This is a genomic window from Emcibacter sp. (assembly GCF_963675455.1).
GTDB lineage: Bacteria > Pseudomonadota > Alphaproteobacteria > Sphingomonadales > Emcibacteraceae > Emcibacter.
In genome coordinates, this window is record NZ_OY776217.1 from 193,900 (window position 1) to 209,749 (window position 15,850).

A 15,850-nucleotide genomic window follows, 5' to 3' on the forward strand; every position below is an offset into this window, starting at 1 on the left:
AAGGACTACATTCGACCCTTGGTAAAATCAGGCCAATGGCCAATGAGAAATTAGCCGCCTAAAGAGCACGATCCTGTCCACTTTTTTAAGACAAGTCCAGTCAGGATAAAAGCATTACTGACCGCATTACCTTCAATACGGCAACATCCAGATCTTCGTAGGTTAAGCCGAGCCCAAAACTGAATCTAATACACCCTTTTGCAAAAGCATCATTCAAGTGCAACGCAGACAACACATGAGAAGAGGCTACTAAACCCGAATTACAAGCCGATCCGGTTGAAGCCGCAACATCTTGCTGAAGCACCAGTAATAATTCCTCTGCATCCATCCCTATAAAACAGACATTTAGGTTACCGACATGCCTTGTATTAAAATCGGGACCAATTAGTACTGTATCAACAGAGCTGTCTCTTAGCTTTTCCCAGAAATAATCTCGAAAACCTCTTATTTCGCCCCATATATCCCGCTTGTTATTTTGGAGGGTTTGTGCCGCCGCACCAAATCCTACACACAAGGCTGTCGGAAGAGTCCCAGGCCGCCAGCCGCGCTCCTGTCCACCACCGAATAGAATAGGCTGCAATTTGTCTTGCACAAAATTTGAAACATACAGAGCTCCCACTCCCTTCGGCCCATAAATTTTGTGAGAGGACAAACTTAAGAAATCAACATCCAGAGAAAGTACATCCACTTCTCCAGTTAAAGGCGCCTGTGCCGCATCGGTATGGAAATAAGCACCGTATTTTCTGACTATTTCCACACAATCCTTTATGGGGTTTACGCTTCCGACCTCATTATTAGCCATCATAATAGAGACCAAACCGACATCGTCACCCATCATTGTTTCGAGAGTCTCAACATCAACCATGCCATCGCCTGTCACCGGAATTAGCTCGACTTCAATTCCATAGCGACCAAGGTGCTCAGCCGGGGCAAGGACGCTTTTATGCTCAATAGCGGAAACCAAAATACGTTTACCTCGAAGCTCATCTAGCAACCCAAGAAAAACAAGATTATTTGCCTCTGTTGCTCCGGAGGTAAAAACCATTTCAGATGTATCAGCGTTAATAAGCTTAGCCACCTGCGAGCGAGCGTTTTCGATAGCTTGAGAGGAGCTAATACCGCCCAAATGCTGAGTTGAATGCGGATTTGAAAATTCACGTTGAAAATAAGGCTGCATAGCTTCCCATGCTTCCTCACAAACCGGGGTACTTGCCTGAAAGTCTAAATATACAAAATCTGCAACAGCCATTTCCAAATTCAATGTTCTTGATTTGTTTTGTTGAAACTGGGGTTGATCACCAGTTTTAATCATCTTACAATGGCCTGGTTCTTATCACCAGTCTAATCAGGCATCAAAATGAAAATAAAACTAACTGATGAAAAATACAAACCCCAATTCGCAGGCCATGAGACCTTCGCCCTCCGGTATGGCTGGTTAAAGAAAGCATTTGATGAAGTTCAAAAAGCCGGTGATGAAGCACGTAAAGTTTTTACAGAAGACAGTGCTATAGCCACGTTCGGTGTGGGGCGAAACATGGTCTCCGCCATACGTTTTTGGGCACACGCCTGTAACGTAATCCAAACAATAGATAACGAGACTACCGTTTCCGATACAGGTCGATTGATTTTTGACGAAACCGGTTTTGACCCTTACTTAGAGAACCCCTCCTCCCTATGGTTATTGCATTGGCACCTTGCATCCGAACCTAAAAACACATCGATCCATTGGACGTTTAACTACTTTAATGAAAGCGCCTTTGAAAAAGACACACTGGCAAAAAGCATTCGCGAAGCAGCCAACAGATTTTCCTGGAAAAGTCCCAACGAAAAAACATTAAACAGCGACTTGTTAGTATTGCTGAACACATACTCTCTCGATGTAACTGCCAAAAAGGGAAACAAAGAAGACAATCTTGGCTCCCCCCTAGCGGAGCTTGGTCTATTGAGAAGCAGCGGCGGTAACCGTGTACATCTTGGCTGGGGAGTAAAGCCAAGCCTCGGCATGGGGACATTCTTATATTCACTTTGTGATTTTTGGCAAAGTTACTCTGGGGCAAATACGCTGAATTTCCAAGCTATCCTACTCGAGCCGGGATCCCCGGGAAGAGTATTCTTAATGGACGAAAATGATCTCGCAGTACGTCTCATGGACATCGAGGAAGCCACTAGTGGCATTGTATCGTGGTCAGAGACAGCGGGCCTAAAGCAACTTATCAGAAAAGAACCCTTCTCAGATTCTCTAAAAGCGCAGTTTTTAGCTCTAGATTATCCGGAAAAATCAAACTGTATAGAGGCGGCATAACATGAAATTAAACAAGAAAGTCTCAATTGCAGGGCGTTTCTTAAGGTCTGTTAGGGTCGACCAAGATAACAACACCTCTTCTCTTGAAAGCTATGTGTTCCCCCAATCCCTCCAAGAATTACTGCTCGGCATGGCGGAACAACAAGGTGAAACAGGACAAGGGGCCTACACTTGGACAGGACCTTATGGAAGCGGCAAATCAAGTTTGGCCTTGGCTTTAACTTCTCTCCTTAGCGGCACAAATAAACAAAGAAAAAAAGCTGCAGAGCTAATTGGTCCAGAATTCGCTGAAAAGTTTTGGAAACAATTACCTCCCCAATCTAAGGGATGGCAATGTGTGTCGCTTATTGGCCAAAGAGGCGAACCTCATCAAGTGGTAGCCCAATCACTCAAGGAACACAGTCTGCTGGAGAGTGAACAAGAGGTGGACGCATCAAGCGTCGTGCAAAACTTGCTCACTATAGCTCAATCATCACCTAAGAGTTCAGGCGGACTGGTTTTGATCATTGACGAAATGGGCAAATTTCTGGAAAGCGCGGCGCTTTCAAATGGTGACGTCTATTTTTTCCAACTTCTTGCAGAAGCTGCCTCACGAAGTAATGGGCGGCTTATTGTTGTTGGAATTTTACATCAAGCTTTTCAAGAATACGCAAACCGCCTGGCGCGGGAAGCCCGCGATGAATGGTCAAAAATACAGGGTAGATATGTTGACTTGCCGGTCAATATATCTGGCGAAGAGCAGATAGAACTTATTAGTCGAGCTATTGAGTGCACGGAAAATCCGAAAAACTTTAAAGGACTTTGCGAAAAAGTTGCAGAATACATCCGTAAGAATAGACCGGCATTTGGCCAATCCATGGGCAAAACATTGTCCAATTCTTGGCCTCTTAACCCAATCACGACAACACTACTAGGCCCAATCTCCCGAAGGAGTTATGGACAGAACCAAAGAAGCATTTTTAGCTTTCTTGGCTCGTCTGAGGGCCTTGGCTTTCAGGACTTCTTGAGACAAACGGACGCAGAAGAGAACAAAACTTTTACGCCCAGCAATCTTTGGGATTACTTAATTTTCAACCTAGAGTCTTCGATAGCCGTCTCGCCTGATAGCCACCATTTTTCCGCAGCAAAAGATGCTATCTTCCGGTGTCAAAAAACTAACGGCAATCCTTTAGAAAGTGAAATCATCAAAACAATTGCCCTACTGGAGCTATCTCAACAACAGACCGGACTAGGTGCCGACCTTGAGGTACTGCAATTTTGTTTGCCGCATGCCTCACTAAAATCCATTAAAGAAGCCCTCGAATCCTTAGAGCAACAGTCAATTGTCATCTTTAAGAAATTTAGAGATGTTTATGCCTTATTCGAAGGAAGTGACTTCGATATTGAAGATGCTCTAAATCGGGCATATCACGAAGTTTCTGCTGTTGACTTATCTTCAGTAACCGAAGCCTTGGCAATCTCCTCTCTAAGCGCAAAACGGCACTATCATGAAACTGGTGCATTGCGCTGGTGCGAGTTGAAGGTCGTCCCCGTAAACCAACTCGAACAAACAACGAAATCATTTATGAAGAAAAGTGCGGCCTTCGGATTGTTTGTTCTTGCTCTTCCAACAGAAAACGAAAACAGCTTGGATATCTCGAAAGCACTTAGCACCGCAAACAAAGCGGCTAAGAGCTTTGACTTAGTTGCTGCAGTACCACAAGACATCAAGAACTTGCTTGCCCTTGCTAAAGACAGAACTGCCCTATCACACATCATGAAAAATGATAGAGCTATCCAGAGAGACAAAATTGCCCGAAGAGAAGTTCGTGACCGCTTGGAGGCCATTTCAGGTCAAATTGAACAAGAGGTATGGAAGCTTTTCAACGATGCCGAATGGCACATCGGTGGCCAAAAGAAAAGACAGCTGACCTGGACGGCTTTAAATAGTCTTACTTCAGAGCTAGCTGACAAGAGATTTCACAAATCTCCAAAACTGCATAATGAATTGCTCAATCGGATAAAACCTTCCGGTACAGCTAACGGCGCACTTAAGGCCCTCCTTCATCATATGATTTTGGACGAGGGTAAAGAAGGCCTGGGCATTGAAAAATACCCGGCTCATAAAGGCCTCTTTGTATCCCTCATTGAGCACAACAACCTTTACCAGTTCGTTGATAATGATTGGCGTCTGGTGCCACCATCCAAAAACGACAAAGCTAATCTATTTCCACTTTGGGAAGCCACTCGCCAGTTTATGGCTGAAAACAGCCACAAGAGTGTCAACCTCGAGGAATTGTATAATCTCTGGAGAAATGCCCCGTTCGGTGTGAAAGACGGCATCTTGCCACTGCTAGCGGTACTATTCATGATAACAGAACACTCAAGCCTGGCTTATTATCGAGAAAAAATCTTCCTCTCCCAAATTACTGATGTGGATATCGATTATCTGCTGAAAGCCCCAGATGTCATTCAAATCCGTTGGATGGATATGAGTGACATGGCCAGAACATTGCTCGCCAATATGGCTAATACAGCTGCAGAGCTCACCGGCGAACCAGTTCTCAATCTAGAGCCCCTTGATGTTGGACGAGCACTGATACAAGCCTATGAAAATGCGGCACCTTGGGTAAAGAGAACATCGCGACTATCCAAAAACGCCGTGGCCATCCGTAATCTGTTTAAGCGTTCGAATGACCCCAACAAATTTATCTTTGATGATATCCCAGGGCTTTATGCTGAACAAACTGATGTTTCAACCGTTGAAGGCATTGAGTTCGTATCGGAACAAATCAAAGAAGGCCTAGAGGAAATCTTAGCGGCATACGAGGTTATGCTTTCAGGTTTGCGCACGCAAGTTCTGGCTGAACTTCAGGTCCATAGTCGGTCACCTCAGGCTTACAAAGACCTCAATGAAAGAGCGGAAAACATCAAAGGCATTTCTGGCAACTTACGCTTAGAAGCTTTTGTCAATCGTCTAACGATGCTTGACGACAGTCTGGATCAAATGGAAAGTCTGGCAGGCCTAGCCATCAATAAACCATCCAAAAACTGGATTGATAGTGATCTAGACAGAGCCGCCGTTGAACTTATGCAGCTCGCTCAAGATTTCAATAAACATGAAACTGTTGCACGAGTGAAGGGGCGTAAAGACAAGCGAGACGCCATGGCTATCGTTGTTGGAATGGACGGCCGGCCGAAACCATTGCTGCGTGAATTTGATATTCTAGAGGGGGATCGCTCAGCTGTAACCGCTCTAGCAAAGGATATAAAAAATCTACTCGAAACACGCGCACAGCAAGCGGATTCAAATCTATTGCTGGCTGCACTTGCAACCGCTAGCGCCATGATCATAAATGAAAATGGTACGGAAGAAGAAAACCAGGAGCAAAATCGTGCCTGAAGAAAAAATTAAACACGTTTTGGGAATCTCAGGCGGCAAGGACAGTGCAGCATTGGCGATTTTTATGAGCCAAAACTTTCCAGAACTGGATATTGAATACTTCTTTACCGATACCGGAGAGGAACTTGAAGAGGTCTATTCATACCTCAATATGCTCGAAGGGTTCCTCGGCAAACAAATCACCAACCTAAACCCAAACAGGGATTTCAAATTCTGGCTGACTCAATATAAAAATTTTTTGCCCTCCGCCCAAACACGCTGGTGCACAAAAATGCTAAAACTCAAACCCTTTGAAAGTTGGGTAAAAACCGAGTTCTTAGATAAGGGCTACACTGTCTATAGCTACGTTGCCATTCGAGCCGATGAAGAGTATCGGGAAGGATACTCATCAAAAAATGACAATCTAATCGTAAAACTCCCGTTCAGAGAGGCAGGTATCGACAAACCAGGTGTTCTCGAAATCCTCGAAAACTCTGGGCTCGGACTGCCGGCCTACTATGAGTGGCGCTCACGTAGCGGATGTACCTTCTGCTTCTTTCAAAGGAAGATTGAGTGGGTTGGATTGATGGAACGACATCCGGAAGCCTTTGAGGCAGCCAAGGCATTAGAGAAAGACGCCCTCGAACACGGCTCCCCTTTTACATGGAGTGCAGGAGAATCCTTGGAAGAACTGTCTAGACCAGATCGAGTTGAAGAAATTAAGGTTGACCATCAATCAAGACTGGAACGAGCAAAAGCGCGGCAAGTTATTGACCCTCTCAGACCTGAGACAAGCCCCATAGATATTGATGATTTATATGGACAGCAGAAAGCTTGTCTAGCGTGCCATAAGTAGGAGCGAAGAATGCTCGATGAAAAATTTGAAAAGGATAAAATCTGTTACGAACAGAATTATGCCCAATTCAGAAACTTGAATAATATTATGTGGCAGGTGCCAATAATTGCGATGACACTAACTGGGGGAGCTTGGTACGCAGTAGCAAATTTAAAGGAAAATATTTCCATACAAATCATACTGCTGTTGCTGGCTTCAGCTGGAAATTTTGGACTGATTGCGATCATCTATCGAATACGTTTCGTTATTGAAAAATACTTAGTCGCTCTCAAAAACTTCCATCCCGAAGGGTTTGTAACTGCAAATGGAAATACATTCTGCACAAGCTCCAAGACCGTGGCGAAAACTTTTTCGGTTCTCATGTCTCTTGCCGCCATTAGCTCGCTAGTTGCTATCGGAATGTTAACTTTTGAACACACTAACAAAGATAATAACCATGATAAAAAAATAATTATTCTCCAGGACCGATAGATGTTTGAAAAGCGGTTCGAAGAATATGAAAAACTCAATTTTGAAGATGTGCATTCATCAATTCTCCCTTATTTAGCACAACTATCAGGCACGATAGTCGACATTGGGTCAGGATCTGGAAGAGATGCGGCTGGCTTAGCAGAAATGGGATTTAACGTTATTGCTATAGAGCCTTCTCATAAACTGTTAGAGCAAGCCAAATCTCGCCATCAGAGTCCAAATATTAAATGGCTGCACGGTGCGTTGCCTAATATACCGAATAGCCTCAAAAACACATCAAACGACGCAGTATTGTTGAGCGCTGTGTGGACATATATACGGCCCGATCAACGTGGAGAGGCAATGCTTTCTATGAGTGGCATGTTGAAAGAAGGTGGATACTTATTCTTAAGTTACCGAAATAAAATCTCCTCAGACTGCGATCAGTTTTATGAAGCCACCATAGAAGAGACAAGCAGATGCGCACTAGCCGCAAACTTGCATTTCGTGAAAAGCTTTGAGGAATATGATCACATGAAAAGAGATAACATCTACTGGAATGTTCTCGTATACGTTAAACAAATAAGTGCTAAACCTAACCTGTAAATTTCATTCGCCACTGTATATCCAGGCCCCACCAGATAATATCTAGTTAAAGCTGTTCCGCATTACACGATGCTCACCGAATAACGAGAGCATTCCTCCTATTACAAAACAATACAGCTGGAAATTAAAAGCTTTCATGATGAAATGCAGCGCATATTTGTGGTGTGTATGTGCTGTTAATTCAATAATCGCTTTTCCTAGTCTTTCGAGCTTATGCCGGAACCCATCGTCCCTCAAGGGACCGGGTTGTTCGGTCCCCTCACTGTCCGCACCACACCCTTGATCTCCTCCTGAACCCGGCGGGGATCTGGGGAAACAGCCACCAGGACTGTTTCCCCACCATCTTCAATGGTCCCCCTTCGCCCCTCGAAAGGTAAAGCGCAGTCCATTGGGGATTGTGTTCTTTCAGGAGTGAAGACCATGACCAACATTGATATCTATCAGACCGTCACCGACAGAATTGTGGAAGCCTTGGAACAAGGCAGCATCAGCTGCAGTTTGCCCTGGAACAGCGGCCTGTCCCTGCCCGTGAATGCCCATACCGGAAACTACTATCAGGGGATCAATATTCTCAACCTATGGGCCGAAGCCTATCTGAGGGGTTTCAGTTCTCCCTGCTGGGGCACCTTCAAGCAATGGAAACAACAGGGCGCCAAGATCAAGAAAGGCAGCAAATCTTCCTTTGTAATTTTCTATAAAGCCTTTGAACGGGAAGAAGACAAAATGATCAACGGGGAAGCCGTTTCCGGGGAGACGGAACTTGTCACCCGGCATTTTGCCCGGGCCAGTCGGGTCTTTAATGCCGACCAGGTGGAGGACTGGGACGGAGCGGAAAGCAAACAATATCCGGAAGAAGAAAATACGCCCTGCCCGGTGACTGACATGGAGGGAGTTGAGCAGTTCATTGCCGGCACAGGAGCGCATATTTCTCATGGCGGAAACAGAGCCTATTACTCCCCTACCCTGGATCGGATCTTTGTTCCATCTCGAGACCTCTTTACAGAAACGGAATACAGCAGCGCCACGGAAGGATATTACAGCACAATCCTGCATGAGCTCACCCATTGGAGCGGCGCAGAGCATCGCCTGAACCGGGACAAGGGAGAGAAGTTCGGAGATCAGAAATATGCGTTTGAAGAACTTATTGCAGAGCTGGGGGCAGCTTTCCTGTGCAGCAGACTATCTGTCACACATCAGCCAAGGCTGGATCATGTCGCCTACATTCAGTCTTGGTTGAAAGCCCTCAGAAACGACAAGAAGGCCGTTTTCAGAGCCGCAAAGGAAGCCCAAAAAGCTGTCGATTATCTGCACCAGTTGCAGCCGGAGGCCACCGCAGAGCAGCCTTCGTAGAGAGAGATCAGTCGAAATTACTCCGCCCCGCGTTCCGCGGGGCTTCTTGCTGAAAGCCTATGGCGGATATCCCATAGCACACTGACCGTCTGATAGTGTTTCAGGACATCATTAGTAATCCAGTTTCTTCTTGATTTCCCGTCGTCAGGTACTTTGCACATACCCGATTGAACCACCGGTGTGAAAATCCCCATCCTGGAAAGAAATGCATTTTCCTCCGTGATTTCGTTCACATGATCCAAAACCCTACTTTCCAGATCAACCTCGGCCCCATTCGGAAAAAGAACATGAAGGCTGACCAGCGGGAGAATACCAAAAGGAGCTGTGAATTCGAACAAGCTCATTACCTTGGAAAGAGTGTCTCTCAACTGCCTTTCACCGGGGCCATAAAGACAAACGAACAACCAGGTCGGTAGATTGTTTTTCTCGTACAGAACGCTTCCGAACTTGCGACTTCTTAGATCATCCCAGTCGGCGGTTGTTTTTCCAAACTCAATTCCTGCCCGACCTATAAATGTTCGGACGATATCCTCCCCAGTTTGAAACGACCTGATATCGCCGGAAGGAAAGGTCCATTCAGTCAAGGCATACTGAAATGAAGGCGACAGGTTGATACTCGCCTCTTCTGGACTGCATGACTGTTTCGGCTCAACTGCATGATTAAATGCAGCATGGCACAAATGCTCTTCGATAATTTCAAGATTGTTTTTCACTGAGCCCCCTTAAAATAACTTTCCGAAAATACGGCAGAATAAAAATTTGGGCAAGTGAGCAGCTCCGCCAGGCGCACTGTGAGAAGCGACACAGCTGTTAGTGACCAAATCACCCGCAACCAACAAAAGGGCTTTCATGTAATCTGGTTGCGGGGCATGGGGTGTCATGGCGCGGGGCGTGAGGAAGGCCCAGATTTCCTGGGATTATTGAAAGGTAGGGGGCGTGGAGAGAGGGGCGCTGAAGCAAGATAAAAGTAGCTATAGCCCGGTAGTGATATCATCTTAATCTATAAGGATTTTTTACGGGGCGTGAGGGATATTTTAGGCTTTTTTAAGAGGCGTGACCTCTCCAGGGGTTTTACACGCTATGACGGTTGTTTTAGCCAAACCAAATGGCTACTTAAAAACTGAGATGAATGTGGGCCTCCACAATTATTCGCTTGGGGGGATCGAACTTAAAGTGGAGACCCGGCAGCTGTTTAAGCTACGGCTCTATGATAGCATAGATTGCTATTTGTACAGAGAATATATTATCGTGATTTGGATTTTTGCATTCATGTTGGATTGGTCACGTAAAGGCTATAGCAGTTGAACCTAGCAGGTGCCTCCGGAGTGAGATTAAAACACACATGATAATGCTTCAATTACTTTGGGACTTTCAAAATGCTTACCTTTAATTCCGCGCTTAGAGAAGTCGATATAAACCCGGAAGCGGTAAAGCTAGTCCGCCACAAGGACACTAGATTCAAGATTACCCCCTATAGCTTGTTTTACACCGAGCCTGAAAAATATCACCTCTACAATGCCAACCAACAACCGAAGAAATTTGATTTAGCAGAATTCATTGCCTCCTTCGTGGTGTCTCCAGACAACAGCACTCTTTTTACCGGTCTATATAAACTTGATGGTTTTTCACATCCGCCAGATGATTTTGTGTGTCCTGTGAGCCTCGAGCCTTCCCGGGAGTTTAAGAAAAATTATTTCTATAATCTCTCTCCCGTTGATGAGTTGGCTGAGTACAAAGGACGCCTCATCATTGATTGGGGCGGCGGCGAGCGAGCTTGGGTGCAATGGGCAAACAGACGACCTAAGAAAATTCTGGAAATATTACGAGAATTTCACGAGCCTAGCTTTCCCGGCTTCCAACTATTCTCATGCTCTTTAGACCGCTTGAATACCATCCCAGAATCCTGGAAGCAGGTCTTGCGATCTGTCAATGGAGTTTACCTGATGGTGCACCTGGATACAAAGCAGTTGTATGTTGGATCAGCCAGCGGCCAAAACGGTATTTGGGGAAGATGGGAAAATTATATTCGCGATGGCCATGGAGGAAACAGGGAGTTAAAAAAACTCGGTTCCAGAAATTTCCAGCTGAGTATTCTAGAAGTGTGCTCCTCTTCTGCCACCAATGACGAAATCATAGTCACTGAAAATAGGTGGAAAGAAAAACTTCTCTCCCGGAGTCTTGGCTTAAATGCCAACTGACCCCACCGTTCAGCCCTATAATATTATTGATTGAATATATGATTCTTTCTGCTACCTTAGAGGAGTCACCGAAAGGTGATGGCGTTTCAAACCGCCTTCCAAAGTCGGCCCACTCCCGATTATGAGTGGAATTAATCCAGGGAAGTCGCTATAGACCCCCCTATGGTGACTGCTGTCCGGATATGAGATTCCCTCATGTCGGGGGTGGTGCTGGAATAAAATACTCTTCGGAGAAATACAGCCCACACTTCTTTGGAGTGGTTTGAAGCCCCCGGCGCCAGGGATGCCCTCTGGCGCCTCCATAAGGAGGCTCAACCATGTTGAATTCAGATCCTTTTGACATCGACACCATGTCCGCTCTGCGAGAGTTGACGGGTGCTCCGTCTTCTAGAAACAATCTCCCTCGCGCACCCAAAGAACCACCGGCATATTCCACCCGCGAATTTAAAAGCTTCGAAGCCGCCTGCTACAAGAGCCTCTATCCCACCACGTCGCCGGAACAGTTCCGCGACCAGCTGGCCAGTATTCTGGAGAAGCTGGGATTTCCGACCTTCTCTTTAATGGCATTATTCCCTCATCCCCGTCTGATCATTCACAATCTTCCTGGAGCCCTTCAGAACGCCTATGAGCAGGGGAACTTTGAGCGGGTGGATTATGCCATCTCATACGCCAATGGCTCACCGCACCCCATCCTCAGGTCCAGGATCGAGGATTATATGTCCGCCGCTCCTGTGCAAACCCGGGAGATGGTCCGGAACCAGGATTTATCCATCTTCTATAAGAGCCACGGCTTTTATGAGTTCTACCTGATCCCCATCGTGGTGGGGCGGGAACGATACCTGTTCAGCCTCACCTCGGAGGATATCGCGCCGGACTTTCTCAAGAAGCTACGTAAACATCCAGAAGCCATCCAGCTAGTGGCCGAGATTTGTGTGAGCTTCGGACAGCGTAAATTCCCGGAACATTTCCGGGCGGGAGGCGAGAGGAAGGAGATAAAGCTTCAGCTGCAGCCGCTGATGGATATCAGCCGGATTGCTCAGGAAGACCTGACCATACAGCAAATCGCCCACACGACAGAGCGGAGTGTGCACACCATTAACCAGCACCTCGCCGCCGCCCGCAAGGCGCTGAACAGTAAAACCACACATGGGGCCATCTATAGAGCCATACAGGAAGGGCTGATCCCCTGCCCCTGCAAGCACTGCTCATCGGATCTTGGGACCGGAGACTCGGCGGGAACGACCCTGTATGGCTATACAGGTTGACAGGGTTGTCCCGTCTTTTCTGTGATTGGGGATGCAGAATCCTGTAATTTTTTTGATGTTTTTTAGGGGGTAGATTTTTAGGTCGTTGGATATCGGGAGATATCTTTGGGTTTCTCAAGAGGTATTTAAGATGCTTTGCAGATACAATGGTGAACAACAGGCCCCGCCCACGCCCCTTGACGGGACCTTGGTTGCGGCGTCTACTTTCCATGTTATGGGCAAAAAACACTCACCATTCACCTTTCAAAATGGCTTGCATGCCAATGAGAACAGCATTGCAACCTCCTCCCCGCTGGACCCTCGCCTGAAGGCCCTTATCCACATCATTGCCCGGCAATCCGCTCTAAATTATCTGGCATCTTCACCGGATGTTGCGAACGACAATGAAAGCACACAAGAACCCTACCCAGAGCAATCAGAGTAGAGACAAATGAAGCCCAAAGCCGTTATATATGCACGCTACTCCACGGACCTCCAGCGGGAGGCCTCAATCAATGACCAGATACGAATTTGTGAAGAGTTTGTGGAGAAACATGGATGGTCCCTGCACGAACGCTATTTTGACAAAGGTATTTCCGGGGCCAGCCTATCTCGTCCGGGTATCCAACAACTTCTCAATGATGCGAGAGAGGGGCAATTCGATGTAATCGTTTCAGAGGCCCTGGACAGACTGTCAAGAGACCAAGCCGATATCGCCACGATTTACCGTGAAATGAATTTTCTAGGTGTGAAGCTCTACACCCTTTCTGAAGGCGAAGTAGATACTATTCACATAGGGCTAAAAGGAACAATGAACGCATTGTTCCTCAAAGACCTCAAAGCGAAGATCCACAGAGGCATGAGAGGCCGTGTTGAGACCGGTAAATCTGGTGGAGGACTTGGCTATGGATACAACGTCATCAAGAAATATGATGAACGTGGTGAAAGAATTACCGGCGATCTGGAAATCAACGCATTTGAAGCAGATGTCATAAAGCGGATTTTCAAAGAATATGTAGCCGGAAAAGCCCCCAGAACCATTGCCCGCGATTTAAACAAGGACGGCATTCCCTCTCCCCGTGGTCAGGAATGGGGCCAAAGTACGATCAACGGCAATCCCGCCAGAGGGTCCGGAATTCTAAATAACGAACTCTATATAGGACGGCGTATATGGAACCGTCAGAAATTTCTCAAAAACCCGATCACGGGAAAACGGGTTACCCGAATAAATCCGGAATGTGAATGGATCATCGACCAACTCCCTGAGCTCAGAATTGTTGATCAAAAAACATGGGACAAAGCTAAAGCGAGACAAAAGTCACGAATGCACCCCGAGAGGAGCGTCCAGTCAGGCAATCCACTCGCAAGTTATAAACGCCCCAAGTACCTGTTCTCAGGATTGTTGAAATGCGGCTACTGCGGCGGAGGTTATACTGTAAAGAATAAAAAACAGATTTCCTGCGCTACCGTTTCTAACAAAGGAACCTGCTCCAACAGGATAAGAATTGAACGGCGACCACTTGAAAAAGTAATATTGTCTTCGATCAAGAACCAGCTGATGACACCCGAGGCTTATGCGGAATTTTGTGAGGAATACACCCAAACTCTGAACGAATCTTACAATCGGGAAAAATTACTCACAGCAGAAAAGAAGAAAGACCTGTCGACAATTGAAAAGGATTTGGAACGGCTTATACAGGCTATAAAAGATGGTGTACCCGCCTTGTCGATTAAGGACCAGATTATTGAACTGGAGAATCGCAAGGCAGAACTGATAGAGGAAATTAAATCTATCAAAAAGCCCAAGCCCGTCCTGCCCCCTAACCTAGCCATTGAATATAGGAATAAACTGGAAGCTCTATATGAGACACTAAACGATGAATCAGTTCGCTATGAAACGACAGAAGTTATCCGCAGTCTTGTAACCAGAATTGAACTCACTCCGGAAGACAAAGCGACAATAAACATAAGTATTAAAGGGGATTTAGCGTCAATTCTCAATTTTGCGGAAGGCAAAGAACCACACCAAAATGGGTCAGACTTTCGTTATGACAACAAATTGGGGGTTCAATTGGTAGCGGAGGAGGGACTTGAACCCCCGACACGCGGATTATGATTCCGCTGCTCTAACCGACTGAGCTACTCCGCCCCCGAAAAGAAAAGGACCACCCCGGCCCTTTGACAAGAGCCCGAACAGGGAGCGGTATATCGCCTGACCCGGCCTTAGTCAATCGTCTTTTTGCCGGAAAAGCCTATTTTTTGCCCGCTGTGCCTGATCCGCATATCTTCAGGCCGCCTCTTGCTCCCAACCGGCAAGACTGCGCATAATCCAGCCACCGCCGAGCACCTGTTCGCCGTCATAAAAGACACAGGCCTGGCCGGCCGAGACACCCTTTTCCGGTTCGATCAGATCAACCCGGGCCATACCGTCCTTTACCGGATAGAGCCGTGCCGCCACCGGCGGACGGGTTGAACGCACCTTGGCCTGCACCTCAACGCCCTGTTCCGGGATGTCGCCGGCCCCGAGCCAGTTGACCTCGCGAAGTTCAAGCCGGGTGATTTCCAGTGCTTCCTGCGGCCCGACAATGACCCGGGCGTTGTCGGGATCAAGTTTCACCACATAAAGCGGATCACCGCCACCAATACCGATGCCCCGGCGCTGACCGATGGTATAATGAATGATGCCTTTGTGTTCGCCCAGAACACGGCCGTCCAGATGAACGATTTCGCCTGGCTCGGAGGCACCGGGCCGGAGGCGTTCAATGACACTGACATAGCTGCCGTCCGGCACAAAACAGATGTCCTGGCTGTCCGGCTTGGCCGCCACCTCAAGGCCGTAACGGGCCGCCAGTTTGCGCACCTCGTCCTTTTCCATGCCGCCCAGGGGGAAACGGATAAAATCAAGCTGTTCCCGGGTCGTGGCAAACAGGAAATAGCTCTGGTCGCGGTTTTTATCCACCGCCCGCTCCAGCGTTATCTGACTTTCCTGCACCGACTGGCGCACATAATGGCCGGTCGCCATCACATCGGCCCCCAGGTCCCGGGCGGTATCGAGCAGGTCTTTGAATTTCACTTCCTGGTTACAACGCACACAGGGGATCGGGGTTTCGCCGCGGATATAGCTGTCGGCGAATTCCTCCATCACACTGTCTTTGAAACGGCTTTCGTAATCCAGCACATAATGGGGAATATCAATGGCCTCCGCCACCCGCCGGGCATCATGAATATCCTGGCCCGCGCAACAGGCGCCTTTTTTCTGCACCGCCACCCCGTGATCATAAAGCTGCAGGGTGATGCCCACAACGTCATAACCTTCTTCTTTCAGAAGGGCCGCCACGACGGAGCTGTCGACGCCGCCGGACATGGCCACCACCACCCGGGTCCCGGACACGGGTTTGGCCACCCCCAAAGAGTTAATGGAGGAATTCACCGGCGCCTCACACAGGGCTTCAGCCCCGGGAAGATATGTTTCAGGCAATGTGC

12 protein-coding genes and 1 tRNA gene are annotated in these 15,850 nt (G+C 47.3%); 9 read left to right on the forward strand and 4 right to left on the reverse strand.

The window, feature by feature from the left end; translation table 11 throughout:
* Positions 1 to 100: 100 nt before the first annotated feature.
* Positions 101 to 1,312 carry a cysteine desulfurase family protein gene (locus ACORNT_RS00780; RefSeq protein ID WP_321393982.1) on the reverse strand — a complete coding sequence of 404 codons (1,212 nt, stop codon included), beginning with the start codon at positions 1,310 to 1,312 and terminating at the stop codon, positions 101 to 103.
* Between the two features lie 45 nt (positions 1,313 to 1,357).
* Between ACORNT_RS00780 and ACORNT_RS00785 the strand changes: the two genes are divergently transcribed.
* From ACORNT_RS00785 to ACORNT_RS00810, 6 genes are all read left to right on the forward strand, one after another.
* Positions 1,358 to 2,302, forward strand: coding sequence for a DUF4007 family protein (locus ACORNT_RS00785; protein ID WP_321393985.1), 945 nt, complete (start codon positions 1,358 to 1,360; stop codon positions 2,300 to 2,302).
* A 1-nt stretch (position 2,303) separates the two neighbouring features.
* Positions 2,304 to 5,684 (forward strand): hypothetical protein, encoded by a 3,381-nt coding sequence (locus ACORNT_RS00790; protein WP_321393987.1) that lies wholly within the window; start codon positions 2,304 to 2,306, stop codon positions 5,682 to 5,684.
* The gene (locus ACORNT_RS00795) at positions 5,644 to 6,519 is read left to right on the forward strand and encodes a phosphoadenosine phosphosulfate reductase family protein (RefSeq protein WP_420717526.1); all 876 of its coding nucleotides are present in this window, start codon (positions 5,644 to 5,646) and stop codon (positions 6,517 to 6,519) included. The genes ACORNT_RS00790 and ACORNT_RS00795 overlap by 41 nt, the downstream gene beginning before the upstream one ends.
* Before the next feature lie 9 nt (positions 6,520 to 6,528).
* Positions 6,529 to 6,990 carry a hypothetical protein gene (locus tag ACORNT_RS00800; protein WP_321393993.1) on the forward strand — a complete coding sequence of 154 codons (462 nt, stop codon included), beginning with the start codon at positions 6,529 to 6,531 and terminating at the stop codon, positions 6,988 to 6,990.
* The gene (locus ACORNT_RS00805) at positions 6,991 to 7,575 is read left to right on the forward strand and encodes a class I SAM-dependent methyltransferase (protein ID WP_321393996.1); all 585 of its coding nucleotides are present in this window, start codon (positions 6,991 to 6,993) and stop codon (positions 7,573 to 7,575) included. It abuts the gene before it with no gap.
* Between the two features lie 420 nt (positions 7,576 to 7,995).
* Positions 7,996 to 8,925, forward strand: a complete 930-nt coding sequence (locus tag ACORNT_RS00810) for an ArdC family protein (protein ID WP_321394000.1) — start codon at positions 7,996 to 7,998, stop codon at positions 8,923 to 8,925.
* A 17-nt stretch (positions 8,926 to 8,942) separates the two neighbouring features.
* Here the strand turns inward: ACORNT_RS00810 and ACORNT_RS00815 are convergent, their stop codons facing one another.
* Positions 8,943 to 9,638 (reverse strand): hypothetical protein, encoded by a 696-nt coding sequence (locus ACORNT_RS00815; protein WP_321394003.1) that lies wholly within the window; start codon positions 9,636 to 9,638, stop codon positions 8,943 to 8,945.
* A gap of 663 nt (positions 9,639 to 10,301) precedes the next feature.
* Between ACORNT_RS00815 and ACORNT_RS00820 the strand changes: the two genes are divergently transcribed.
* The 3 genes from ACORNT_RS00820 to ACORNT_RS00830 all read left to right on the forward strand — a co-directional run bounded on the left by ACORNT_RS00820 (position 10,302) and on the right by ACORNT_RS00830 (position 14,483).
* Positions 10,302 to 11,123: a GIY-YIG nuclease family protein gene (locus tag ACORNT_RS00820; RefSeq protein WP_321394006.1), complete on the forward strand. Its 822-nt coding sequence runs from the start codon at positions 10,302 to 10,304 to the stop codon at positions 11,121 to 11,123.
* Positions 11,124 to 11,440: 317 nt separating this feature from the next.
* Positions 11,441 to 12,388, forward strand: a complete 948-nt coding sequence (locus tag ACORNT_RS00825) for a helix-turn-helix transcriptional regulator (RefSeq protein ID WP_321394008.1) — start codon at positions 11,441 to 11,443, stop codon at positions 12,386 to 12,388.
* Positions 12,389 to 12,818: 430 nt separating this feature from the next.
* Positions 12,819 to 14,483 (forward strand): recombinase family protein, encoded by a 1,665-nt coding sequence (locus ACORNT_RS00830; RefSeq protein WP_420717527.1) that lies wholly within the window; start codon positions 12,819 to 12,821, stop codon positions 14,481 to 14,483.
* Here ACORNT_RS00830 and ACORNT_RS00835 read toward each other — a convergent pair.
* Positions 14,440 to 14,516: transfer RNA gene (locus ACORNT_RS00835), tRNA-Met, on the reverse strand. The genes ACORNT_RS00830 and ACORNT_RS00835 overlap by 44 nt on opposite strands.
* A 138-nt stretch (positions 14,517 to 14,654) precedes the next feature.
* Entirely contained in the window at positions 14,655 to 15,845 is a 1,191-nt protein-coding gene (gene mnmA, locus ACORNT_RS00840; protein ID WP_321394011.1) for a tRNA 2-thiouridine(34) synthase MnmA, read from the reverse strand.
* Positions 15,846 to 15,850: the final 5 nt, after the last annotated feature.